At 39.5% G+C, this 25,584-nt stretch carries 24 protein-coding genes, 1 pseudogene and 1 CRISPR repeat array; of the genes and pseudogenes, 20 read left to right on the top strand and 5 right to left on the bottom strand.

Annotated features, from left to right (window positions below; genetic code table 11):
* Positions 1 to 9: 9 nt before the first annotated feature.
* The 7 genes from DW103_RS00120 (at position 10) to DW103_RS00090 (ending at position 10,627) form a co-directional block, all read left to right on the top strand.
* Positions 10 to 948 carry a type I CRISPR-associated protein Cas7 gene (locus tag DW103_RS00120; RefSeq protein ID WP_122273644.1) on the top strand — a complete coding sequence of 313 codons (939 nt, stop codon included), beginning with the start codon at positions 10 to 12 and terminating at the stop codon, positions 946 to 948.
* A 2-nt stretch (positions 949 to 950) separates the two neighbouring features.
* Positions 951 to 1,736 carry a type I-B CRISPR-associated protein Cas5b gene (gene cas5b, locus DW103_RS00115; protein ID WP_122273643.1) on the top strand — a complete coding sequence of 262 codons (786 nt, stop codon included), beginning with the start codon at positions 951 to 953 and terminating at the stop codon, positions 1,734 to 1,736.
* A gap of 3 nt (positions 1,737 to 1,739) precedes the next feature.
* Entirely contained in the window at positions 1,740 to 4,463 is a 2,724-nt protein-coding gene (gene cas3 / locus DW103_RS00110) for a CRISPR-associated helicase Cas3' (protein ID WP_122273642.1), read from the top strand.
* Positions 4,463 to 4,978, top strand: a complete 516-nt coding sequence (cas4, locus tag DW103_RS00105; protein ID WP_122273936.1) for a CRISPR-associated protein Cas4 — start codon at positions 4,463 to 4,465, stop codon at positions 4,976 to 4,978. Before cas3 ends, cas4 begins: the two co-directional genes overlap by 1 nt.
* A 27-nt stretch (positions 4,979 to 5,005) precedes the next feature.
* Positions 5,006 to 6,010, top strand: a complete 1,005-nt coding sequence (cas1b, locus tag DW103_RS00100) for a type I-B CRISPR-associated endonuclease Cas1b (protein ID WP_122273641.1) — start codon at positions 5,006 to 5,008, stop codon at positions 6,008 to 6,010.
* The gene (gene cas2 / locus DW103_RS00095; RefSeq protein ID WP_122273935.1) at positions 6,010 to 6,270 is read left to right on the top strand and encodes a CRISPR-associated endonuclease Cas2; all 261 of its coding nucleotides are present in this window, start codon (positions 6,010 to 6,012) and stop codon (positions 6,268 to 6,270) included. The genes cas1b and cas2 overlap by 1 nt, the downstream gene beginning before the upstream one ends.
* A gap of 218 nt (positions 6,271 to 6,488) precedes the next feature.
* A CRISPR array of direct repeats spans positions 6,489 to 8,229; the repeat unit is 30 nt; unit sequence ATATTAATTGAACTATAGTAGTATTGAAAT.
* 82 nt (positions 8,230 to 8,311) lie between these two features.
* Positions 8,312 to 10,627, top strand: coding sequence for a HAMP domain-containing sensor histidine kinase (locus DW103_RS00090; RefSeq protein WP_122273640.1), 2,316 nt, complete (start codon positions 8,312 to 8,314; stop codon positions 10,625 to 10,627).
* Here DW103_RS00090 and nrfA read toward each other — a convergent pair whose 3' ends face one another.
* Complete coding sequence (gene nrfA, locus DW103_RS00085) at positions 10,628 to 12,091, bottom strand: ammonia-forming cytochrome c nitrite reductase (RefSeq protein WP_122273639.1); 1,464 nt, start codon at positions 12,089 to 12,091, stop codon at positions 10,628 to 10,630. It abuts the gene before it with no gap.
* 103 nt (positions 12,092 to 12,194) lie between these two features.
* Positions 12,195 to 13,109 carry a ThuA domain-containing protein gene (locus DW103_RS00080; protein ID WP_122273638.1) on the bottom strand — a complete coding sequence of 305 codons (915 nt, stop codon included), beginning with the start codon at positions 13,107 to 13,109 and terminating at the stop codon, positions 12,195 to 12,197.
* Between the two features lie 91 nt (positions 13,110 to 13,200).
* Here DW103_RS00080 and DW103_RS00075 point away from each other — a divergent pair, with 91 nt between their 5' ends.
* Together DW103_RS00075 and DW103_RS00070 are read left to right on the top strand one after the other, a co-directional pair.
* Positions 13,201 to 14,070 (top strand): hypothetical protein, encoded by an 870-nt coding sequence (locus DW103_RS00075; protein ID WP_122273934.1) that lies wholly within the window; start codon positions 13,201 to 13,203, stop codon positions 14,068 to 14,070.
* Between the two features lie 57 nt (positions 14,071 to 14,127).
* The gene (locus DW103_RS00070; RefSeq protein ID WP_122273637.1) at positions 14,128 to 15,672 is read left to right on the top strand and encodes a ClC family H(+)/Cl(-) exchange transporter; all 1,545 of its coding nucleotides are present in this window, start codon (positions 14,128 to 14,130) and stop codon (positions 15,670 to 15,672) included.
* Positions 15,673 to 15,727: 55 nt separating this feature from the next.
* Here DW103_RS00070 and DW103_RS00065 read toward each other — a convergent pair whose 3' ends face one another.
* Positions 15,728 to 17,404, bottom strand: a complete 1,677-nt coding sequence (locus tag DW103_RS00065; RefSeq protein WP_122273636.1) for a putative transporter — start codon at positions 17,402 to 17,404, stop codon at positions 15,728 to 15,730.
* 154 nt (positions 17,405 to 17,558) lie between these two features.
* On the opposite strand from DW103_RS00065, the gene DW103_RS00060 reads away from it, so the two are divergent.
* Complete coding sequence (locus DW103_RS00060; RefSeq protein WP_122273635.1) at positions 17,559 to 17,948, top strand: hypothetical protein; 390 nt, start codon at positions 17,559 to 17,561, stop codon at positions 17,946 to 17,948.
* A gap of 34 nt (positions 17,949 to 17,982) precedes the next feature.
* On the opposite strand, the gene DW103_RS18030 is transcribed toward DW103_RS00060, so the two are convergent.
* Both DW103_RS18030 and DW103_RS00055 read right to left on the bottom strand, forming a co-directional pair.
* Complete coding sequence (locus DW103_RS18030) at positions 17,983 to 18,318, bottom strand: hypothetical protein (RefSeq protein WP_147381157.1); 336 nt, start codon at positions 18,316 to 18,318, stop codon at positions 17,983 to 17,985.
* 169 nt (positions 18,319 to 18,487) lie between these two features.
* The gene (locus DW103_RS00055) at positions 18,488 to 19,480 is read right to left on the bottom strand and encodes an XRE family transcriptional regulator (RefSeq protein WP_122273634.1); all 993 of its coding nucleotides are present in this window, start codon (positions 19,478 to 19,480) and stop codon (positions 18,488 to 18,490) included.
* Between the two features lie 102 nt (positions 19,481 to 19,582).
* Between DW103_RS00055 and DW103_RS00050 the strand changes: the two genes are divergently transcribed.
* The 10 genes and pseudogenes from DW103_RS00050 (at position 19,583) to DW103_RS00005 (ending at position 25,478) form a co-directional block, all read left to right on the top strand.
* The gene (locus DW103_RS00050; RefSeq protein WP_122273633.1) at positions 19,583 to 19,816 is read left to right on the top strand and encodes a hypothetical protein; all 234 of its coding nucleotides are present in this window, start codon (positions 19,583 to 19,585) and stop codon (positions 19,814 to 19,816) included.
* Positions 19,813 to 20,193, top strand: a complete 381-nt coding sequence (locus tag DW103_RS00045; protein WP_122273632.1) for a hypothetical protein — start codon at positions 19,813 to 19,815, stop codon at positions 20,191 to 20,193. The genes DW103_RS00050 and DW103_RS00045 overlap by 4 nt, the downstream gene beginning before the upstream one ends.
* A 1-nt stretch (position 20,194) precedes the next feature.
* Positions 20,195 to 20,431 (top strand): hypothetical protein, encoded by a 237-nt coding sequence (locus DW103_RS00040; RefSeq protein ID WP_122273631.1) that lies wholly within the window; start codon positions 20,195 to 20,197, stop codon positions 20,429 to 20,431.
* Between the two features lie 68 nt (positions 20,432 to 20,499).
* A pseudogene (locus tag DW103_RS00035) lies at positions 20,500 to 20,578 on the top strand.
* A 24-nt stretch (positions 20,579 to 20,602) separates the two neighbouring features.
* Positions 20,603 to 22,771: a hypothetical protein gene (locus tag DW103_RS00030; RefSeq protein WP_122273630.1), complete on the top strand. Its 2,169-nt coding sequence runs from the start codon at positions 20,603 to 20,605 to the stop codon at positions 22,769 to 22,771.
* Between the two features lie 10 nt (positions 22,772 to 22,781).
* Positions 22,782 to 23,723, top strand: a complete 942-nt coding sequence (locus DW103_RS00025) for an ATP-binding protein (protein ID WP_147381156.1) — start codon at positions 22,782 to 22,784, stop codon at positions 23,721 to 23,723.
* A 4-nt stretch (positions 23,724 to 23,727) separates the two neighbouring features.
* The gene (locus DW103_RS00020; RefSeq protein ID WP_158576655.1) at positions 23,728 to 24,087 is read left to right on the top strand and encodes an HU family DNA-binding protein; all 360 of its coding nucleotides are present in this window, start codon (positions 23,728 to 23,730) and stop codon (positions 24,085 to 24,087) included.
* A gap of 7 nt (positions 24,088 to 24,094) precedes the next feature.
* Entirely contained in the window at positions 24,095 to 24,586 is a 492-nt protein-coding gene (locus DW103_RS00015; protein WP_122273627.1) for a hypothetical protein, read from the top strand.
* On the top strand, positions 24,586 to 24,807 hold the full coding sequence (locus tag DW103_RS00010) for a hypothetical protein (RefSeq protein ID WP_122273626.1): 222 nt from the start codon (positions 24,586 to 24,588) through the stop codon (positions 24,805 to 24,807). Before DW103_RS00015 ends, DW103_RS00010 begins: the two co-directional genes overlap by 1 nt.
* Before the next feature lie 26 nt (positions 24,808 to 24,833).
* On the top strand, positions 24,834 to 25,478 hold the full coding sequence (locus tag DW103_RS00005; RefSeq protein ID WP_122273625.1) for a DUF3164 family protein: 645 nt from the start codon (positions 24,834 to 24,836) through the stop codon (positions 25,476 to 25,478).
* Positions 25,479 to 25,584 lie beyond the last annotated feature (106 nt).

Genomic DNA, 25,584 nt, shown 5'->3' with positions numbered 1-25,584 from the left:
AATACAATTATGAACAATTTATTTAAAAACAGAGTATTTGGCTGTGCCATTATCAAATCCGCAAATTCGAATTACAACGCAGATTTTTCTCATCAGCCCAGAACTTTGCCTGATGGTACGGTATATGCAACAGATAAAGCATTGAAATATACCGTTCGTAACTACATGGATAAAGTGTGGCCGGAGGAAAAAGTATTCTATTTTAAAAGTCTGAATGAAGACATGCAACCGAGAGATCTGGATCAAACTTACATTCAGCTTTTCGGAGAATATCCCAAAATGGACAAAAAAGAGGAAATGAAAGGACGAAAGATTATTTTGGAAAATCTGATGAGTTGTCTGGATGTTCGTTTGTTTGGAGGTACATTTGCCAGTAAAAATGCTAACTTTTCTATTCATGGAGTAGTGCAGCCTACTCATGGGATAAATCGTTTTGTAGAAGGAATTATTTATTCGGAACAGATTGCCTCCCCATTCCGTAACTCTAATAACAAAAGTACAGAATCAATGCAAACAACATTAGGTACTCAGTTCAAGCTGAAAGAGGGACATTATGTGCATCATTTTTCTGTAAACCCCGGGAATTTACGAGATATAACAGAATTTATTGCAAATGAAGGTGTTTCGGTAGAAGATATTCAGAAACTGAAAAAAGCTCTGTGCTGCGGTGCTACGTTCTACGATTCTTCTGCTAAAGCAGGTACGGAAAATGAAGCATTATTATGGGTGGAACTGAAAGAAGGATCAAAACTGGTATTGCCCTCGTTTGTTGAACTAATCAGTGTAAACGAAGAACGTGAGATTGATTTTAATCAAATACGTTTGCTATTGCAGAAAGAGTATATAAAAGAGGAAATTGCAAAGATTGAACTTTATTACAATAAAGGTATCACGAAAGTAACACATCTCCCGGAAGGGACTGTGGAACTAGAGTTAAATGGGAGGTAGTTATGAGAGGTCAACGACTGATTTCATTTGATTTGCATGCTGATTTTGCATTTTTCAAAAAGCCGGATTATAATGATGGAATACTATTAAGCTATAATATGATTCATAAACCGGCATTACTGGGTTTGTTGGGTGCAGTGATCGGCTTGCAAGGATACAGGAAAAAAAGAGAGTTACCTGAATATTATCAGCGTTTGGCGACTCTGCAGGTTGGAATAGAGCCTTTGTCTCCCTACCATGACAAAGGTAATTTCAGGAAGTCAGTAGTAAAGTACACGAACACGGTTGGATATGCAAATCAGGATGGCAATTTACTCATTGAAGAGAGTTTGCTGATAAAACCGGCCTATCGTTGTTATCTACTATTGTCCGAAGAAAATGAAGATCACCTGAAGTTGTATGAGTATCTACGACGTGGGTGGGCGGAATATATTCCGTATCTGGGGAAAAATGAATATCCGGCCTGGTTTGGTGAATCTTTTCGTGAATATGAATTTACAGAATTTCACCCCCTCAGTAACTTCAGAATATCATCTTTATTCATAAAAGAGGACATTGTCAAAGAGAAAACTGTAAACGAAAGTTTTTCAATGACCAGCTGGGAAATGGAAAATAAAGGAAATTTTATTTATTTCGAACGTTTGCCGAAAAGCTTCGACATTCAACTGATGCAATATGAATTGGCTGAATTTGTTTTTATGGATTGGTGGCTGGATGCAAATATAAAAATCAGCAGTTTATATCAAATAGCTTATAAACAGGAAGAAAAGATCATTCAATTTTTTTAAAGAATGCGTACTTTTGAAAATATCGCCCGTGAAGAAATAGAGTTGTTGTTCAGAAATCTGAACAACAACTCTTATAGAGCACATATTTGCCAAGGGAAAAAACCGGAGACATTAAAGGAACACATTGTCCGCGTAATCAACTGCGCTTGCTTACTGGTTAGAAAACATCATCTTGACTCCATAATTGATAAATTAATTACAGATTGGATAGGTAATGAGAATGAGCTCTATTGTTGTTGGGTGAAACGAATGTTCATAAACACTTTTGTGTTCCATGACAGTGGCAAAGTAAATGAAAATTTTCAATCACAATGTATGTCCAATAAAGCATTTCATAAACGGAAGACTGATGTTTTGCAACCACCCCATGGCCACTCTTTTCTGGGTTCATGGTTGTATCTCTCTTTTATTTTGGATCAGATTTGGGATGATCCTTATCTGTCTGATGATGAAAAGAAGCAACTTTGGATATATGCTTTTTTCTTCTCTTATGTCATCAAACAGCATCATGCTTCCGCATTAGGATATGCAAATGAAGATAATTTCTTTAAATCATTTGCAAATTCTTTTGACGAATTACAAGATTATCTGACAGTTTGGGGATATAAAGGAGATTGGAAACGAATAAAAAAACTATTCATAAATATAATTGGTATTCGTAAGGAAACAGAAGCAAACAGACGGGCTTCTGTTTCATTATATGCAATAGTTAAGCTGAATTCATCCTTATTAACCACAGCTGATTACTTTGCTACTTACGAGTATATAAATGGAAGTCTTCCTGAAAATTGGGGACTATTTGAGGAACGTGAAAGAATCATTGAAATAATCAACCATTTGAGACAATATAAACATAACCGAATAGTTTATGACAATTTGGATTGTTTTATTTTTCGGCATCCAACTAAGCAATCCGGTGCAAATTTAAACCATCTACGTACAGAAATGGCAGTAGAAGTGATACAAACGATTCGGAATAATCCGGCGCAACGGTTATTTTATATAGAAGCACCAACAGGTGGAGGAAAGAGTAATTTATCAATGATCGCAGTGACTGAGTTATTAGAGAAAAATTTGGATATCCAAAAAATATTTTATGTTTTCCCTTTTACGACTTTGATTACACAAACATTTCAAACTCTTCAGAAGACTTTAGGATTGACAATTGAAGAGTTAGCTGAGCTTCATTCTAAAGCAGCTTTCGATGAATCGGAAGAGAGTGTAAATGATGGCTTGTATGATGAAAAAAGAAAAAATTACATTGATCGACTATTTGCTCTTTATCCGGTCTGCGTTATGTCACATGTGAAATTCTTCGATATACTGAAAACGAATAAGAAAGAGGCTAATTATCTGTTTCATAGACTCGCTAATTCAGTTGTTATAATTGATGAGTTGCAAACATACAATCCGCTTTTATGGGATAAAATGTACTACATGATAGGACAATATGCTCATTTGTTCAATATGCGTTTTATTGTCATGTCAGCTACATTACCTAAAATCGGACAATTGAATATACCGATGCCTGCTGAAACTGAGTTTGTGAACTTGTTGCCACATGCCAGAAAGTATATTTTAAATTCAAATTTTGCAGAACGAGTGAAATTTCGTTTTGATTTGTTTGAGAAACAAATAGATATTGCCTATTTAGCTAAATTTCTCATTGAACAATCAAAAGAGTATGCCATAACAAAATCAGTTCATGGTACCGTACATACAATTGTAGAATTTATTTATAAAAAAACAGCATCGGAATTTTATTCTCAAATACAAGAAATGGATGCGTTCTTTGATGAGGTGTTGGTTCTATCGGGAACAATATTAGAATCCAGAAGAAGAGAAGTTATCTATTATTTAAAAAATCCTTGCAATCGTAATAAAAATATTCTGCTCATAACCACTCAAGTGGTAGAAGCAGGCGTAGATATTGACATGGATTTGGGGTTTAAGAATAGTTCCTTAGTAGACAGTGATGAACAATTAGCCGGTCGGGTCAATCGAAATTCACTAAAAAAAGAATGCGAAGTTTACATTTTCCGACTGGACGAAGCCAGAGTATTGTACGAAAAAGATGAGAGATTCAAAATTATGCAAGAAATATCATTTGCTGACTATGAACAGATTCTGACTTGCAAGAATTTTGCCCGGGTATATGAATTAGTATTTGAGAAAATTGATCTCACAAATCAGTCAGATTGGATACGGAATTTATATTCAAATTTTTTACAAAACCTGAAAAAATTAAATTTTACTGATGTTGATAAGGAATTTAAAATTATAGAAGAGCAAAACAATATATCCATTTTTGTACCCTTGAATATCCCTCTAGAGATTGATTCTGACGAGGAAGGAGTAAAAGAAAAATTGTTTTCCGATACAGAACTAGAATTTCTGAAATGCTTCGGACTTGTACCTGAACAGGGACTGTTGGATGGTAAAAAGGTATGGGATGTGTATAAACAGTTAATAATTAATTCATCCGGAAAAGGATTCAATCTTGATAGACAAATCAATTTTAAAATTATTCAGCGTATTATGTCTTGGTTTACTTTCTCTCTAATGTATCATTCCCGCGACTCTGAACAATTGAGGTGTGGTATGGGGGAAGAAACACTAGGGTACTTCTATTTCTCTCACTGGTCTGAAGAGGGAGATGATGGTCCGATTTATGATTATAAAATGGGAATAAATACAAAAGCATTTAAAGATATTGGTTTCATATGATGAATATTACAGGAACTTTAATAGGGCTTTACTGGATTTGTAAGCGGGAGATGTGGCTACATGCCAATGGAGTAAGGATGGAACATACCTCTGACCTAGTGACGGAAGGGAAATTGGTACATGAAAGTTCATATCCAAACCGGGCTGCACGATATGAGGAGGTTAGAGTCGGCGGTTCAGTCATTGATTTTTATGATCCACGGGAAAAAGTGATTCATGAAATCAAAAAATCATCGTCTAAAGAAAATGCACATATTTGGCAGGTTAAATATTACATCCTGTTATTCGAACGGGAAGGAATTGAAAATGTAAAGGGAGTTTTGGAGTATCCATTGCTGAGAGAGACATTGCAGATAAATTTGGAAGACAGAGACAGGAAAGAATTGTTAGAACTGGAGAGCGAAATACGAGAAATAATTGAAAAAGAAAAGTGTCCTCCGGCTTTATCAAAGAGTAAATGTACTGCTTGTTCCTATTATGAATTTTGTTATGCAGGAGAAGATGAGATAAGTTGAAAAAAGAATTGATTTAATAATAAATATATGAAACGGAGTTATTATCTATTTAATCCTGGTCGGTTAAACCGAAAGGATAATACCCTAAAATTTACTCCTGTGAATGAAGATGGACAGGAAGGGTTACCGCGTTATATACCGATAGAGACGGTAGATAATTTGTTTATTTTTGGAAACTTGGATGCGAATTCTATAATGTATAATTTTTTAGGTAAGAACCAGATTAGTGTTCATTTTTTTGATTACTATGAACACTATACAGGTTCATTTATGCCCAAAGAATACTTACTTTCTGGAAAAATGCAGATTGCACAAATGAAACATCACATTCGCCTTGATAAACGTATGACAATTGCTCGAAGTTTTATTGATGCGGCAGCATTCAACATGTTGAAGAATTTGAAATATTATACAAATAGAGGCAAAGATAGTTCATTACAGATAGAACGGATAGAGAAATATATTCCTCTGATTGCCACAGCAAACGATATCCCTACCCTTATGGGGATAGAAGGAAATATACGGCAAACCTATTATGAGGCATTTGATACTATTATTGATGGATTTATTATGGGAAACCGAAGTAAAATGCCACCTTCCAACGAAGTAAATGCAATGATTTCTTTTGTCAACAGTATGTGTTATTCAATATGTTTAGATGCTATTTACCATACACAACTCAATCCTACGATTAGTTTCCTACATGAACCTGGTGAGCGACGTTATTCATTAGCTTTAGATATTGCTGAAATATTTAAACCAATATTGGCAGACCGTTTAATATTTAGCATGTTTAACCGAAAACAATTGCGAAGTTCCGACTTCGACAGTCATTTGAATGGTTGCCTTCTTAAGCAGTCTTCGATGAAAAAAGTAGTACATGAATGGGAGGAACGAACAAAAGAAACGATTAAACATCGGAAATTGGGTCGAAGTGTGAGTTATAAACATTTAATTAAGTTAGAATGTTATAAACTGACAAAACATTTACTTGGAATGGAAGAGTATAAACCGTTAAAAATGTGGTGGTAATGTATGTAATTTTAATGTATGATGTAGATCAGAAGCGAACTACAAAGATGCTAAAATTATGTCGCCGTTACCTTTCTTGGATACATAATAGTGTCTTTGAAGGAGAAATATCGGAGGTTCAATTAAAGCAGTTAACTATAGAAGCTCAGGATATAATGAAGGAAAAAGATAGTTTGATCCTCTTCAAGAGCAGAGTAGAAAAGTGGCTGGAGAAAGAAATAATCGGAGACGAAAAAGCCAGTGTATCCAATTTCCTGTAGCGTCAACCTTTGAGAATTTCGAATATTCAGAAGATGATAGTAAAGAAAACTAATTAAAAAAGTTCTTTGACATATTGATAATAAGACATTTAGATATTGCAGTCGACTTCCCAGGGATATCACATAATTAGAGGTCGACTGCAAACAGTTATAAAAAAACAAAATCCAAATCTATTAAGTAATTGATTTATTGATAATTATAAAAAATACATGAACGGATATTAATTGAACTATAGTAGTATTGAAATAGAGCGGCTGACAATAGATAAGCGTCGTGTTGTACGATATTAATTGAACTATAGTAGTATTGAAATCAAATATAAAGGATGGATGGTGACCTTCGTCGATTATATTAATTGAACTATAGTAGTATTGAAATGGTAATAACTAATCCGGAAAATTCTCTTATGTCACTATATTAATTGAACTATAGTAGTATTGAAATGCAGCTTGTTCCTCGGCCACCTTCGCTTTTTCATCATATTAATTGAACTATAGTAGTATTGAAATAAGGATACGTTGGATGTATTTTCATACAGATATAATATATTAATTGAACTATAGTAGTATTGAAATACGATTTTACCCCCGACCTGTTCGTTGTCGCGTTCTATATTAATTGAACTATAGTAGTATTGAAATTTTGATTTACAAGGTAGATCATGGGTTGATTCGGAAATATTAATTGAACTATAGTAGTATTGAAATTTAAGGAGCGGACACATGAGTTCTCGCATCTGCGGAATATTAATTGAACTATAGTAGTATTGAAATTAAAGGGTAGGAACTTCAAATTGGCCGGTAGAGTCATATTAATTGAACTATAGTAGTATTGAAATGAATAAAGAGGTTGAAAAAGGATTTAGGATGTAATGATATTAATTGAACTATAGTAGTATTGAAATTTAATCAAACTATTTCTGTCACACCGGGAAGTCTGAATATTAATTGAACTATAGTAGTATTGAAATGTTTTTCGGGATAGTGAACTTTTTTCGGTGAACACAGATATTAATTGAACTATAGTAGTATTGAAATCAGAGTATGTCTATGATGGAACCGGCTTTATCCAGATATTAATTGAACTATAGTAGTATTGAAATTAAGTCTGGGCACAATATAACAGACGTTTATGTCGCATATTAATTGAACTATAGTAGTATTGAAATACAAGAGGCCAATAGTTTCTTAACGAATTTTTATGAATATTAATTGAACTATAGTAGTATTGAAATTGACGAGCGTGGCATACGGTATCTTCCGTATATACATATTAATTGAACTATAGTAGTATTGAAATCACGATGAATTGTATGTGGACATCGAACCTGATAAATATTAATTGAACTATAGTAGTATTGAAATAGGGATATTGATGCACTTATATAACTTAAAGATAGTATATTAATTGAACTATAGTAGTATTGAAATTTATGTTAACAATAGTGTATTTAATCATATTGGATATATATTAATTGAACTATAGTAGTATTGAAATAAGTATGCAGATGCAAACGGCCTGCAAATTGATGAATATTAATTGAACTATAGTAGTATTGAAATAATGTAAATCTCGACATTAATTGCTCTGATATGAATATATTAATTGAACTATAGTAGTATTGAAATAGGGATATACAGATGTTTACTTGTCCATGCAATTACATATTAATTGAACTATAGTAGTATTGAAATAGGAGATGTAAATAAGTTGTATGCCCGATTGAAAGATATTAATTGAACTATAGTAGTATTGAAATGTTTAGACGGAATGTTTCTTCGAAAAGACATTCCGGAATATTAATTGAACTATAGTAGTATTGAAATGTGGAAAGATATGGAGGGTCCAACACAAATAATGCCATATTAATTGAACTATAGTAGTATTGAAATTCGACTGTTGGTACAATACCGACCGGAGTGACTACTATATTAATTGAACTATAGTAGTATTGAAAATCAAACTGTTTTTTCGGTTTCAATTGTCCGTTTCAAAAAAAATGAGTAATATTGAGGACTAATTTAAACAAGTATAGGTGTAATGTCACATTGTTGGGGGAGTACAATCCGTTATGTTGCTATTATTTTATATTTACTGGGAACGTTAACCGCTTGTACTACAGGCACAATAAAAAAACAAATTCTCTTCATTCAATCCTATGAAGCGGGATTTCCTGTTTATGATAAAACAAAAAAAATGCTGGCGGCGAATTTAAATCAAAGACAGATTGCAGCTGACATCTATATGTTCTATCTGGATGCTCTGCAAAATCCGGTAAAAAATCAAAGATTGAACATCTATAATGAGCTGGAAAAATTTTCTTCACGCAACCTGGATCTTATCTTAGTAAATGACGATGAAGCTCTTGAAGCCTTGCTGACTTCCAAACATCCGGCTCTGGATAGCTTGCCGATTGTGTTTATGGGGGTAAACTATCCAAATATTTCTCAAATTCAAAAGTATCCAAACATAACAGGATTTCACGACAAGCCGGATTACAAAACGAATATCCGGCTTATCGAACAGCTTATCGGAAAATGTATTGTAGTCAGAATTATGGATAATACATTGGTAGACAAGCTTATTGTTGAGGATATGGACGAACAGATTAAAGATATTTGCCCTACCAACGATATTTTTTCACCGGACCGTGTCCGTCTGTCCGGTAAGCCTGGAACCTTCCTTGCCAATATTCCTAAAATACATCCCAAATCTACGTACATCAGTACTATCGATGCACAATGCGCTCGCTCTATCATGGAAGGGACAGGAGAAAATTATTATAACAAAGCTTACTTGGCCACGCAAAGAAATAATGCTACTGCAACCCTCGGACGAACTTGTGCTTTTCCAGGCTTTTCTACAATTAACGAAATGGTGGGATATGACAACCGGATTGTCGGTGGTTACATTACTTCCGTCCACGAGCAGGTACAGCTGGCAGCTAACCGGGTTGCTGATATATTAAATGGAATGCCGGTAACCGGTTTTCCGCAAATCACGGAGACAAACAAAAGCTATATATTCAATTACAAAGCTTTGGAAGAATGGCATATACCCAGCAATAATCTACCGGTAGGTGCCGTATATCTCAATATGCCTTTTTATATACGTTATCAAAATGGGCTGATTACGCTTATAATCTTAGCACTCCTGTTAATCACCGCTACTATCATCTACCAACGCAAACAATATAAACGGGAAGCTACCTACAAAAAAGAGGCTCAAAACCGACTCAAACAAGAGAAAGAATTCCTGTCATTCGCCCTAGAAAGCGGCAACATTTTCGCTTTCCGCTACAAAAACGGTATTTTTGAATTTGACAAAGAGTTTTACCATACATTAGGTATCCCGGAACAGCCAATGACCGCCGAACAATTTCAAGAAGCTATCCATCCTGACGAACAAGCCGATTTTATCAAAAACCGGTATAAGTTGGATCATGGTTTCCCCTCACGGCAAATAACGAGACGTAGATATGATTTCAACAAAAAAGGATATTCCTGGTGGGAATTCCGTTATGCCCAAACTCTAAATGATGATACATCGGAAAAACAGGATATTAAAGTGAGCGGTCTTTGTCTGAATATACAGCAAATTAAAGAAAATGAAGCCTGTCTGATTGAAGCTCGTAAAAAGGCAGAAGAATCAGATCACATGAAATCGTTATTCCTTGCCAATATGAGTCACGAAATACGTACTCCACTGAATGCCATAGTCGGCTTCTCTCAATTGTTAGGTTCGGATATGGCATTTGACCCGGAGGAAAAATCGGAATTCACTGATTTGATAAGTAAAAACAGTGACTTGTTATTGAAATTAATCAACGACATACTGGACCTTTCCCGTATTGAGTCCGGACGCATATCATTCACTTTCGAAAACCATAACCTAAGCAAATTAATTGAGGATGTATACAATACTCATCATCTGCTTATGCCGGAAAATGTGGAGTTGCGAAAAAAAATGCCGGAGACTCCCGCCATCATCCATACGGACTGGTTCAGACTGACACAAGTTCTGACAAACTTCATTAATAATGCGACAAAGTTTACAAATAGTGGATACATTGAAGTCAGTTACGATTATAGTCCGGACAATAAATATATCTTGATTATGATTGCCGACACCGGTATCGGCATTCCTAAAGAAAAACAGGCACAAGTATTCGAACGTTTCCAAAAATTGAATGAGTTTGCACAAGGAACTGGGTTAGGATTAGCCATAAGCAAAAGTATCATCCAGACATTCAACGGCTCGATACAGGTAGAATCGGAGGAAGGAAAAGGAAGCACATTCACAATTGCATTACCTTACACCCCCAATCTGATTGAAAAAGAAGAAATTAAGATATAATCACCATTCGTATTCTTCATTAAAACGATGGTTTGCTTTTGCTTCTTCCGTCCACAGGGGAATCACGGTTTCCAGAAATTTCCGTTTGGCTTCATTTTCGGAGAACATATCCAGACCTATATATTTCTGAGCTTTCGCTTTCGTTGAAATATCCGGCATCGGAACTTCTTGGTTATATCCTAGGCTGAACAACACTTTCGTTATATTCATCCGGGCCTGTTGAGCCTTATACAAACCGTCACTTAAAATCCTCAAAACCTCCAATGGCGCATGAAAAGATGCACCATGCGAGGCTGTGACAAAATCCCAACGCCATTGGGATTGACGAATAAGCTGTAAGGATTTTCTCATTTGTTCGGCCGAAGCACCACGCTCCCATGCAAACTTTGCTTCAATATGCGCTTTTGTCAGTTCTTTTTCCAAATGACTCCGCACTTCCATTACCTTTTCCTGGCGTTCATACACATTATTCTGTAAGGTTTCCTTCGTCTCACGATGACAAACCTGGCAAGTCTGGTCAATCATCGCCAATGGGCTTTGGATATGATGATTTTTGAACCGTCTCTCTTTTTCTCCGATGTAAGACATATGGCATTCGGCACACGAAATTCCTCTCTGTGCATGAATCCCCATTTGCGCCAGTTCGTAATCAGGATGTTGCGCCTTCAACAAAGGAGTCCGGCTCAGTTTATGAGTAAAATCCGAAAAATCTGATTGGTCATAAAAAGCTTCTATATCTTCAACAGTCAAGCCGCGTTCCCAAGGTAAAGCCACTGCTTTTTGTTCTCCTTCAAAATAATATTCGACATGGCATTGGGCACACACCAGCGAATGCATCTCCTGCTCAGATGCATTATGGATATCTTTTCCCAGACGATTATAGGCTTCTGAAAAAAACGGACGGGAAATCCGTAAACTCATATTTTCAGGATTATGGCAATCGGCACACCCGACAGGGTTCACTATCTCACTTCCCAATACCGCCCATGATTTACGATAAAAAGCGTCCTCTCCCATCGTTTCCATTAAACGGGATACATCGGGACTTTTACATGCCCAGCAAGCGGCTCTTTGAGGCCCATCATCTGACCCTGAAGGAGCTCCGGTTCTTAAACTTTCACGGAGGTCACGAATGGAGTACATGTGCCCGCGAGGAGTCTGATAACTTTTAGAAAATGCGTAACCGGCCCACAAAATAACCATTTCCGGATGGCTTTCCAAAACATCAACGGATTGATTTCCATTATAAAGACTTTGAAATGTAGTATCTGTCGTATTTTTCCATGACTTATATTCATCCGAATAACGGAGTGAAATATCTGCATAGAGCGATGTATCTTTCTTTATCTCTGATACATCTTCTACAAAACTTACTGCATTATTATACTTCTCGAAAAGAGCTATAACTGCAACTCCTACCAAGATTATTCCCCCTATAACTCCTAACCGGCGTAAACGCATCATTATTATTTTTAATCACCATCAGTATCAATGGTGCCACTTCACTCATAAAAATGAAGGTGTTGCAAAGATATGGTAATTATGCAACACCTTCCTGAAGTTTTCTTTATTTTTCCTTATAATCTCTTCGGTAAGACACCTGGCTTTCCGTTGGGAAGTCTTTCGGGACCTTTTGCGTCACTTTTCCCGTTGCACACCATTCGGCTCCACGAAGCACCATAACCTGAAATCCCGTACACTGCATAGCCGTATTGTCCTCAGGTGTCGGACCGGCATGTCCAATCATGATATGGAAAATGCGGGCATTTCCGTAATCAACCGTAAAGATTAACGGTTCTTCACGTCCCGAACCGTTTGTCGACTTATCGGAATAGGCTGTATACAGACAATCTTTTATATTGCCCGGACCACGCATACGGTCATAAAGTTCATCCTGGGCATGACGCCATTTGACCGGCAATCCTTTTACAATCGGATGTACTTTATCGCGTCCGTTCAGCACATATTCGTGCTGTTGTCCGTGAGAACCTCCCACACCTGCCGAACTGTCTTTTACCAGCTTGCCATCCTGCCAGTAAACATACGGGCCGGAAGTTTCATTCCGGCCTTCCCAGCCGCCTAACGCACAGATTTTATTGAACTCCACCCATTTGGAAAAAGCATTATCCGCTGCGTGATAAATAAGTACGCCTCCACCTTTATTTACATAATCCAGAAAGCGGCGGTTCGTTTCTTCCGGCCAGGAATCTCCGTTATAATCCAAGACTACCAATTGATAAGGAGTAAAATCGAGCACAAAACCGGACATATCTTTTCCCTGGGAAGGAGAAATGGCAAAATCCACATCAAAACGGCCCGAATTTTCAAGAATTTGTTTTAAGACGACATGACTTACCTGCCAATTATGGTTATTCTGACCGGTAATCAACAAGGTTTTAATCGGTTTTTTCGCCGAAACTGTACATGTAAAGAACAGGGAAAGAACTATAAACAACAATTTCCCTACAGATAAATGCTTCATGGTATTGTATGGTTTAAAGATTTGTAGAGGCAAATGTAATAAATTCATACGAATTATGTACTTTTGTTCGCTTAAGAAAAAAGTATATCTCATGAAAATTGTCCATATTGCCTATATTTCCCTGTTTTGTATCCTTTTTTCGTTTTTTACAATTCCCCTGCTACATGCGGAAGATTGGCGAGACAAGACAAAACTATTAATATATTCTCCCCGCTATTTCGGACCGAACGCTTTTCCTCTGCCTGAAATGAGGAACGGGGATGTCAGCAAGCGCATCGAGGCTGAAGTCAGAGGTGAATATCATTATTATAAAGGAGACAAGACAAAAGACCTTTATGCCCGCGTCCTGGTCCCTTTCGTTAAAGGACGTGCCGGCGTCGAAGTAAGCTTGGTTGTATTGGAAAAATATAAAATGACACCCGAGACGCGCGACGAACGTTTTGCCGTAGCTACGGAAAGTCCTATCAGATGTACCGGTGATGTTATCTTCACCTCTTTTTTTCAAGTCTTGAGAAGCGAGAAATGGGCTGATATCGTACTAAGCGGTACTATCAGGACAGCCAGCGGAGGTAGACTTTGCGATGCCCGTTACACGGATGCGGCGGCTTACTGGTTCGACCTCAATATCGCCCGTAACTTATGGAAAAGTACAGATGGAAAAGCCTCGCTTCGTATGCAGGTTTTAGGTGGATTCTATTGCTGGATGACAAATGACTTGGTACACCGCCAAAACGATGCGATGGCATACGGAGGAGGATTGACCGGGACCTACAAAGGTTTCACGCTAAGTTCCGACATCTCCGGTATCCGCGGATATAAGAATAACGGTGACCGTCCCATCCACTGGCGGAACAAACTCAGTTACGAATTGAAAAAGAATATCCTCTCTTTCCGGTATACTCACGGAATGAAGGACCGTTTGTATGAATCGTATTCGTTGGGCTATACACGCTGTTTCTAAATAAACACACCGGCAGATGTCAACCAAACTACTTTCCGGCTTGTTTTAAACGAGCTTATGAAAGTAGACAAGAACATATTAAAGCTGAAACTGGTAGATGCAAGGCTCTATTTTGTGAGTCTTATTGTCGGACTGCTGACCGGAATTGTAGCCGTCCCCTATCACTATTTATTACAGTTTTTTTATAGCCTGAGAAAAAGCTTTTTCGATTCTTCTCCTCCTTGGTATCTACATATATTACTCTTTTTAGTGCTTTGGGGCATATTGCTGTTCGTTGCATGGTTGGTGAAACGATGGCCATATATTTCGGGAGGAGGAATTTCCCAAACACGCGGAGCTATCAACGGACGAATCGAATACATTCATTCGTTCCGGCAATTGCTGGCTAAATTTGCAGGTGGCGTCCTGACACTCAGTAGCGGGCTCTCGATGGGCCGTGAAGGCCCATCCGTCCAGATGGGTTCCTACATCGGCGATTTAATAAGCAAATGGGGGCATATCCTGAGCGGAGAGCGCAAACAGTTGTTGGCTGCCGGTGCAGGGGCCGGTCTGGCTGCCGCTTTTGCCGCTCCTCTGGCTGCCGCGACTCTGGTAATCGAATCAATCGAGCGGTTTGACGCGCCCAAGACGGCTATTACCACGATACTGGCCGGTGTCGTAGCCGGAGCTATTGCCAGTATAATGTACCCTTTCAATCCTTACAATCAGATACAGGCTATAGCTCCGGATATTCCATTTCCCCTGCAAATAAAGCTGTTTCTGATATTTGCCGTTATCGTCTCTATTTTCGGCAAGTTTTATTCTTTGCTGATGCTATATGTCAAACGGTTATACCCGGCCATCAAACAGCCGGAATATATCAAACTGTTGGGATTAGTGACGATGGCTTATGTCATCTCACTGACCGTCACCGATTTGACCGGAGGTGGCGAGCAATTCCTTACCGAGCAGGCATTGGGAGGTAATAACAGTTTATACTGGATTGGCAGTATGATGCTGTTGCACATGTTTTTCACGGTCTATTCTTTCTCCTCCGGATTGCCGGGAGGCAGTTTCATTCCGACACTGGTGACAGGCGGGCTAATAGGAAAGCTGTGTGCGCTGATTTTAGTGCAACAAGGAGTCATCGCTCCTGAAAATATCAGTTATGTCATGTTAATCGGCATGGCAGCTTTTCTGATTGCGGTGGTACGCACTCCCATCACAGCAATCATCCTGATTACGGAAATCACAGAACATTTCGAAGTCTTTTACCCTTCCATTGTGGTAGGAGGATTGACCTACTATTTCACCGAATTGCTGGAAATCAAGCCATTCAATGTCATGTTTTACGAAGAGATGATAAACAAGCCGTTATTTAAAGAACAAAAACGACTCATACTGAACGTCGAAGTAATGGCAGGAGCTTACTTTGACGGGAAGGGAATTGATACTTTAAAGCTCCCCAATCATTGCGATATTATCAATGTCCACCGGAGTCGCAAGGATTTCCCGCCGGCAGGCATGACTATTCAGGCGGGAGACCAATTGACAATCGAATTGGACGCACAAGACATAGAGATGCTATATGAACCGTTGGTGAGTATGGCTAATATCTACTAATTATCTCTTGAAAGAAAAGACAGAACGTTCTTTCAAGAGATAATTAATAAAGCTATCAAGCAAAGAACAATATTAGAAGTTGAGCCGTCAACACACGCAGGAACATTGTCAACGGATAAACCGTTGCATATCCTACGGATGGCGCATCATTTCCGGCTGTAGCATTGGAATATGCCAACGCTGGCGGATCGGTTGTGCTACCGGCTATAAGCCCCATCAATGTAAAATAATTGATTTTATAGAAATAACGCCCGATACAACCGATAATCAGCAGGGGAACAACCGTAATAATAAACCCGTAACCAATCCAGGCAAAACCGCCATTATTCACAATCGTATCGACAAAGCCGTCACCCGCGCTAATGCCCACACAAGCCAGGAACAAGGTAATACCTATCTCACGCAACATCAAGTTTGCACTCTGCGTTGTATAAGTGACCAGCTTATATTTATATCCAAAGCGGCTGATTAGGATAGCAACAATCAACGGGCCTCCGGCCAATCCCAACTTAACCGGCTGCGGAATACCGGGGAAAGTAATAGGAATACTTCCCAGAATGATACCTAATGCGATACCTATAAATATAGTAATCAGATTAGGCTCGTTCAGACGCTTCATCGAATTTCCCAATACCTTCTCCACATTCGAGATAGCAGTCTCCGTTCCCACTACATTCACGCGGTCACCCACCTGCAAAGTCAACCCCGGAGTCGCTACCAAATCCATTCCGGCACGAGTAATACGAGTAATATTAATGCCATAAAGCCTGCGGAGTTGCAATTGTCCGAGATGCTTGCCGTTCAACTCCGGTTTCGTAATCAGGATACGGCGATTTATAAACTGGCTCTCCATGCGAATCCATTGTTTACGTTCCATATCGATAACCTCTCCGATAAAAGTCTTTATCGTTTCTTCATCTGTTTCCGTAGTAATAACAAAAACCTTATCATTTTCATGCAAAACAGAATTAGCAGAAGCTATCTCTATCTTCTTATCGCTATCGCGCCAGATACGGGAAATTACAAAATCCCGATGTTCCAGCAAATTAGACAATTCACCCACCGTCTTGCCAAAAATAGCCGGGTTCTTCACAACCAGCGAGACAGGCTTCGCTTCATTTGTATGGGAAGCTTCCTCGTTATTCAATTGTTCATTCTCTTTATCGAAGTTCACCCGAAAAGCATAACGGATAAAAATAATAGCCAAAATAATGCCAATCACACCTAAAGGATACGCAACCGCATATCCCAAAGCAATCGTATTATCTGCTACACCATGCATATCGGAAAAAGCCTGTTGAGCGGCACCCAGCCCCGGAGTGTTCGTTACCGCGCCAGATAAAATGCCCACCATTGTCGGCATCGGAATACCGGTAATATAATGCAATGCGATTGCCACTGCGACCCCTAGGAAGACAATCCCGCAAGCAAGCATATTCAACGTAATTCCTCCCTGCCTGAAAGAAGAAAAGAAACCTGGTCCCACTTGCATACCTACCGAATAGACAAAGAGTATCAACCCGAACTCCTTGAAAAAGTGAATCACATTGTGATTAATCGTAAAACCAAAATGTCCGAGAATAATACCGACGAACAATACCAGAGTAATGCCCAAAGAGACACCGAAAACCTTTATTTTCCCCAATTGTATACCAGCTGCAATCACAAAGGAAAGTAAAAGTATGGAGTGGCCTATACCTTCCCCCCACAACAAATCATTGATCCAATTCATAATACTATGTGTAGTTTATATTCTATCTTGTTTTAAAAAGGCTACAAAGATAACGGTTTAGTTTGTGTTTTACAACATATATTATATCTTTACCCGCGAAAGAATAAAAACGATGAGAAAAAGTATTGCATCATCAGAGTAAAAGTAATATAAGATGCTAAAAAGAGATTTCATTATGGTTCAGATAGAGGAACTGGCCAAAGTAGTTCTTCAAATAATCCTGAACCGCCATACAGGTGCGGCCCGCAAAATTCCGGCCATGATACAAACGGTTTATGTTTCGCTGAAACTCGACCGGGAAACGTTGATGAACTCCACTCCCGAAGAGCTCGTCAGCCGCTTGGACCAAGATGACGACGGTGGTATCCAACGCCTTGAAATAGCTATCAAAACACTGATTGAAGAAAGTTATCTTTATCCTGACAAACAAAGGGATATGCTATTGAAAGCAAAAGAATTGCTCCAATACATACAGGTACACGACAACACCTTTTCGCTCGAAAGGGTAGCATTATTAGACGACATAGAAGCCCTATTGGGTTAATACCTTTCTATCCTACTTCACGGACAACGGAAGTTCACGGCAACACATCCGCATCAGAGAGAAAAAGCAAGCTTGTTCTTTTTCTCCCAATCTTTTGTTGATTTCCTCCCAATCTTTTATCCATTCCGTCCCCACCTATTAATCGTCCGCCAGTTGGCGAACGGTCGTTCATCAATTGGCGAACGGTCGTTCTCCAGCAAGCGAACGTTCGTTCGCCAACTGGCGGACGATTAATAGATAGGTAGCAAAGAGATAATAGATAAGGAAGAAAAGAGGAAAGGATTAGGTGTATGGGGGGAAGAACCAGAAGTATAAATACCGAATAGACAAGTATGATAGTAAATGTGTTAGATGTCAACAAGTTAAACATACAATACTAATGAGGACATGCAAAACAAAAAGTATAATTTACTTGAATTGAGGCTTAATAAACAGCCTGTGTTCAGATGAGTTTTGACGGATTATTTTAATTAAGGTTCAGTATTGATACAAAAAACAGCGCTTAAACATTAAAACGTCCATGTTTAAGCGCTGTTTATTTATGAAGGTTGCAGTAAACCTTTTATTTCTTTCCTTACCTGCCGGAGTTCTTCGGTAAAAGTTCTGCGTATATCACTAATCTCATTTTCCATTTCACTGACCTTGTTATAATAGGTTGCATGGATATTGGGCATCTTGGCACTTACATACCATTCGGCATGCCAGATTGTATTAATCTCATGTTCCAGTAGATTGAAGTCAGGGTAGCCCATCGGGTCAGGATTATCGGATTTACAAATGATGAGACCATGTTCTCTAAGTCTGTTTTTTAATCGTTTTACAAAGGCACGACCTTCTGTATCGGAAACTACATATACATGTTCATCTCGTGCATCTTGCCATTCGCAACGATCCAACAAGCGAATAATTAAATACCCACCATCCTGTAATGTTGGTACCATACTTTCTCCTTTTATACGCACGCAAAGATAGGTGTAATTGCCTTTAATCATTGACTTAGGAAAGTGTATACAGTCGATTTCGCTAAGCTGGTCAGGGTTATAGAAGCCACTGCCGGCCGCTACGGATATGTCAACTACCGGTATCTTAGTCATTGAGGAATCGTCTCCTGCAGGCACTGGTAGTTCTATGATATTTGTACTTGTCGTTTTGCCACTATTGGGTAAAAAAGGAGGGGCATCGTTTTTCTCTTTTTCAAAAGATGTACTTTTTGATTTGCACGATTCAGGAGGCAAATTAATGTTTTCCTTACCATTCTCCTTACCATTCTCCTTACCATCATCTAGATCGATTAATAATAGTGGTAAAAGTGAAGAAAAAACACTTTCGTCTGAATTAATCATCTGAAATATGATACGGATATCTATGTGAAATATATTCGCAATATCATTAAGGAGCGCCACACTTGGAGTATTTCTTCCTATCTCCATCTGGGAAAGATTTGAACGAGTCATGCTAAGTTTATTCGCAAAATCTTCTTGTGATAATCCAAGATGCTTTCTTATTCCCTTAATAATCAGATGTAATTCCATAAATGTAAGTTGTTATGTGAAAATATTTCGCATTTTATTTGTTTTGCGAACAAATGTAACATATCTTTGTTGCGTAAACAAAAACAAAAGTAGTCATTCAATATGAATACGCAAGAAATTATAAACGAATTAACAAAATATGACCGATTAGCAATCAGGGAAGCTCTTAAGGGGGTGTATTGTTCGGTCTATGTGAACTATATGTTTCATAACAAGCGTAAACGTACGGGGTTGTTCCGGAAGGTGGTTAAGGCTTATTGGAATAGTAAGCAGGAGCTGACGGAAAAGGTGAATGGATTTATATATGAACTTTATAATAAGGAGGAATTGGCATGATGGTCGAAAAAATGAACTACAAAGAGTTGTGTGAAGCCCCGTTCGAAATGGATTCTTCGTATGGTATCAATTTTAAAATGTTGGTCTATACGGGTGAGAAGGAAGAGGAACGTCCGGTATTTAAAATGGTATATGCCACAGATTGCTGCAAGGTCAGGATCGGGACGGCTGGAAAACTGTTTTGGGGGATTGTTGGACTTGATCCGGAGACAGGGGAAAGCCAATGGTATAACTATAACGACTGCGTTAGCTTAGAAAACTGGGCGGTACTGGATAGACTACTGAAGAACAGGTTCGGCTGGATGGAATTGGCTGATCCGGCACTGATATTGGAGACAAAAGTTTTGGCAAAGGCACAATTAATGGAGGGCGAATGATATGAAAGGCAGGATAATCCTTTACGGATGGCTGTTAAGCTGGATTCTGATGATTGGTGGACTAGGCACTATGGAATGGGCGATGGAAACGGGTGAACCAGTGTTTATTCTGGGCTTGTTCATGTTTATGGTGTTTGTGATTTTCTGCCTCTTAGTGATTAAATACCAAAAAGAAGCAGATAAAGCAGCCGATGAATTTGACCATTGGTTTGAGCGGACTTTCGGAAATACAAGATAAACAATCAGGTAAAGGTTTAGAAAAGATTGGTTTGGTTTTCACGGTACGCGACCCGCGGCACGAGGGTATCCCGGATAGTTCAGTTGGCAGAACAGTCGTCGGTAACTACTTACGATATAGTCCCAGGTTCGAAGCCTGGTCCGGGAACAATAAATAAAAAATAGAAATACGATGCCTGAATATAGAAATATACCGATAGATGCGGCTTGCTACTCAACGGTGGCAAGGCCGGGAGAACGGACGCTGTGCCTGACAGTTCCGGAGATGGTGAAATGTGGGGTATCAGAAACATATTTATGGAAAGTTTTATGTGGTCATCGTGAAGGTTCTTATTCCTGTTGGCCCCACCACAAGGAAGGTAAAACTATCTATCTGCACTATGAAGGGTTGAAACCTACTTATCAGGCAACAATTCAAGCCGTGTTGATGGACGGACTTACACCTGATGCCTGGTATGACAGGAACGGACGGGTCAAACACATAACGGAGCGCTTGGAACCTTACCTGTTTCTTTCAGCAAAAGATGAGGTGTATTTCGATACGGCCAAATACCCCAATGGGGCCAAATTACCGCTTGAAGAGCAAGAAAAAGGCCGTGAAGCATGCCGATGGTTATCTTTCTTCGTACGATTCCAGAAAAAGACAGATATCAAGCAATTAGGATATGAGACATCGAAGGAGCTTTATGATGACGTGGTATTCCTTATCAAAAACAAAGGAATACAATTACCTACAGCTTACTGCAAATTGCGAGAAAAAATACGTGATTATATGACGAACGGAGCAGCCTGTTGCTTGGACCTTCGTGGACAGGGCAATAAGAATGCGGCCAAAGTTTACGATGAAGAGCAAACAGCCGTTCTACGTACCATTTGTGGCAAAGGTGCAAGTTACAACAGCCAGCAGATAGCTGACTTCTACAATGTAATAGCGGAGGCTCGGGGGTGGGATAAAATCAGCCGTCGGAGCGCACTTAATTATAAGAATGAATACCATCTGATTATTAAAGCCGGACGTGACGGTTCAGAGGCATTTCGTAACAAACTGTCAATGCAAATTCGACGTAAACGCCCTTCACACGCGCTATCTTTTTGGACGCTCGACGGTTGGACCGTTGAACTGTATTACCAAAAAGAGGTAAAAGACAGTAAAGGGAAGGTTATTCGTACTTATCAAAACCGTTTGACGGCAGTCGTCGTGTTGGATGCAAGTTGCAATTACCCGGTAGGGTATGCCATCGGTGAGAATGAAAGCGTATCCCTAATCCGGACAGCTGTCAAGAATGCAATAGACCATTGCCAGGATATGTTGGGAGATTATTATCGGCCTTATCAGATACAAAGTGACCATTTCGGTATCAAGTCAATGGGTACAATCTACGGAGATTTGGCCGAGTATTTTACTCCTGCACGGGTAAAGAATGCCAAATCGAAACCGATTGAGCGTTACTTTCTCCACTTAAACCGTGAATACTGCCAGAAGCATTTCGGCAATTTCAACTGGAGTGGCTTCGGTATCACATCCAAACGGTCAAACCAGCCGAATATCGACGTTCTGAACCATAATAAGACACATTTCCCGGATAAGGACGGCGTTATAGAACAGGTCGACTGGATTATTCGGGAAGAACGAAAAAAGAAACACGCCACTTGGATACAGGCTTGGAATAACATGCCAACGGAAAACCGCCTTCTTATGGACCGGGAAACATATCTCCTCCGTTTCGGTTACCGAAACGAACGGACCAAACGTCTTGAAGCCGGTTGTTTGGAACCAACAATCATGGGTACTAAACGGGCATACGATACATTTGACCTCGATTTTCGCAAAAATCCGCTTAAAAGCTGGACTGTAATTTACGATGAACGAGACCTGAGTTCTATCCTTGTTGTCGATGATACTGAAAAACAACGGTTTCTACTCAACTCTGTATATGAACAACCGATGGCTCTGTACGAACGGAAAGAAGGTGATTTCGAGGCTTTGCGTAAGGTTGATGAGTTCAATAAGAAAAAGTTGGAACCATTTGTTGTCGAGACGGTCGCCAAAGATGAAGAAATCATTTCCAATATGATGATACAACCCCGTGAATTGGAAGGCAGAAATACGGTAACCATGCTCTCCGACAGTCGAGGACAACAGAAAGCTTGGTTACAACATTCCTCCCTAATAAAGTCGGAGGAAGATTTAGCCGCTGAAATAGCTGAAAAACTCTCATTAAAAACTGCTCAAACGGTGGTTAAACAGCAGAAAAAAGAGGAAAGGAAAGAGCGTGTGCAGTTTGAAAAAGCGCGTGCTGCCTATCTGGAAAGTGAAGTCGATTTTAACGAATACTTATAAAACAAATATCATGACAAAAGAGATCAAAGATTGCGTAGTTGAAGCTGCCCGTATCTATATGGCTCAAAAAGGCATCTCACAGAACGAATTGCAAAGCCGTTCGGGGGTATCCTACCTAAGTACCATGATGAACGGTGTTTACACTTACAAAAACAGCCGTTCGGGTGATATAGGAAACATTCCGGACAAATGGTTTCAGAAGCTGGCCGATTACATTGGCTATAAAATACAAAAGGACTATTGGCCAACGGTATTGACTTCTCAATTCAAGACAATCGTGGCGGAACTGAAAGGGGCCAAGGAAGATGCGCGTATCCGCATGATAATAGGCGAAACAGGATGCGGCAAAAGTTATTCTATCGACCGTTTCCGGAAGAGTAATCCCAAGGGAACATACGTGATAACCTGTAGTGGGCAGACCTGCCAAAGCTCTTTAATCCGCAGAATCTTACAGGCCTTAAGAATGGATTGCAAAGGTAATTGTGATTTTCTCTTGGATAGGATATCCGCAGAAATCAGAAACCGGCAACTTGCAGGTGATAAACCACTCATTATCCTGGATGAAGCCGAGAATTTAAGACTGCCCACATTCAAGGCTGTAAAATCAATCTATGATTATCTGAAAGGACAATGTGGAATTGTATTGATTGGCACGGACCAATTATTGGACAAGCTTGAGGTGTTGAGTAAAAAAAACAAAGAGGGCATGCCGCAATTTTACGACAGGTTCAGTAGCGGATTGCGGTATTTACGACCGATAGACCGTACTTATTCGGAATTTCTTTCCACCATTACGCTCGAACCGGGATTAAAGGAACTGGTATTGAAAATATGTAGGAGTTATCGCAGCCTCTCCGATTATATGGAGCCGGCACTTCGCAAGGCCGATGAAAAAGGCGTCATGCTTACAGAAGATTTTTTCCGCATCATACACGATTTACCTAAAGCATAATTATATGAAATACAGAAAAGAAACAGTAAAGTCGTCTACAAACGAGAGTACGCGCTATTATTTAGTACAAAAAGAAACGGTCAGCTTACGCGAGGTTGCAAAACGGATAGAAACGAAGCGAAACGTATCCGCCATTGATACCATGCGTGTCCTATGGAATTTCTTTGAAGAGATTACCCCAATGTTGGCAGATGGTTCCAAAATAGAGATTACGGATTTTTGTACCCTTTCTGCAATAATAAGGAAAGATAAAGACGGAAAACCCAAGGCGGGTATCCAGTTAAACACCTCCGGAGTCCTGAAGAAAGCTATGGCAAAGGTACAGTTAAAAGAGTGTTTAAGCATTGATAAACCAGATATTTAGAATTATTATGGCAACAAAGAAAACAACACAACGTATCTCTCACTCTTTGTTCTGGACGCTTATTCGTAATGTTCCCGGTTATAAGGAACAATACAAGGACGTGATAAAGGAAGGCTTGGTAAGCCAATACAGCGATGGTCTTACCTGTTCGCTTACGGAAATGTATCGGAAGTATCCGGAACGTTACAGCATGATGATTGAGGCGATGAAGGGAGACAGCCACCAACGTCTGGCGCGCTATGACGAAGAGCGCGACAAAGCTGCCAAACGTGTCATAGCTGCAATCTGTGCCTGGATTGACAAACTGGGATATAAGTTCGATACCCCTGCCGACAAAATCCGGTATGCGATGGCCATTGCCTGCCGGGCGGCCAATTGCGGAAATTTTAACAAGATTCCCGAAAGCCGGCTAACGGCAATTTACAGCTTGTATTGCAAGAAAAACAGCATCGATATAAACGGTGACCCGGCATTGGATTACATAATATCGAAGAACTAATGGGACGAATGAAGCAAGAACCGGTAAAAATCCTTACTCCGGAGGAAGAGGAACAGGTTAAATCCCTGGAGACCGAAAGCGATGGTATCCTGGATTGGATTTTCGACCATCCGACAGAGGATAATGGCAAGCTGATTAGTCGTCTGAATTGGATAGATAAAAAAGTACTCGACCTTAAAGGTGAAAGCGCGCTGGAGGTGAATGAGGATTTTAGGAGATAAATTCATTAACAATAAAAAACATAGTTATGACAGACATTAGTAAATTATCCAGTAAAGAGCTGAAAGCTCTATTGGCTCAAAAGAGAGAGGAAGAACATAAGGCCGCACTCGAAAAACGTGCCGCTTATGAAGGTATCCGAGCAGAATTGGTTCAGAAAGTAGAAAACAAGGTACGCTCCGTGTGTGAAGAAGTAAAAGGGTTACATGATTTTTGCGTGGACGAATTGGAGGCATTTCGCCAAGTACTGGCCGAATATGGACAGCTTCGTAACTCCGGGCAGATGAACTTCAAAATTCAGGAAGGTAATTTTTGTATTGAGGTAAAATCCTGTAAAGTGAAAAAGTTTGATGAACGTGCCGATGCCGCCGCCTCCCGGCTGATCGAGTTCCTTCAGGCATGGATTGAAGGCAAGGAAGACGGCCAGAATAATCCGATGTACCAGTTAGCAATGACACTTCTGGAGCGTAATAAGTACGGTGATCTGGATTATAAGTCAATCAGTAAGTTGTATGAACTGGAAGAACGTTTCAATGATCCGGAATATTCAGCTATCATGACGTTATTCAAGGAGTCGCATTTGGTTGAAGGGACTTCCACGAACTTCTACTTTTCCGAGAAAAATAGTCTGGGCGTATGGAAGAAGCTGGAACCATCTTTTAATCGCCTGTAGCATGAGCGTATTAAGGCATACATTAATATTAATTCCTGATAAATACAGTGACAAGGAGGTCAAGCAGGTCAGGGATATGGAATGTCCCCGGTGTAATGGCCGGGGC

Source organism: Parabacteroides sp. AM08-6 (assembly GCF_003473295.1).
In the GTDB taxonomy this organism is placed as follows: Bacteria; Bacteroidota; Bacteroidia; order Bacteroidales; family Tannerellaceae; genus Parabacteroides.
This window is presented reverse-complemented; position numbering and strand designations above follow the sequence as displayed.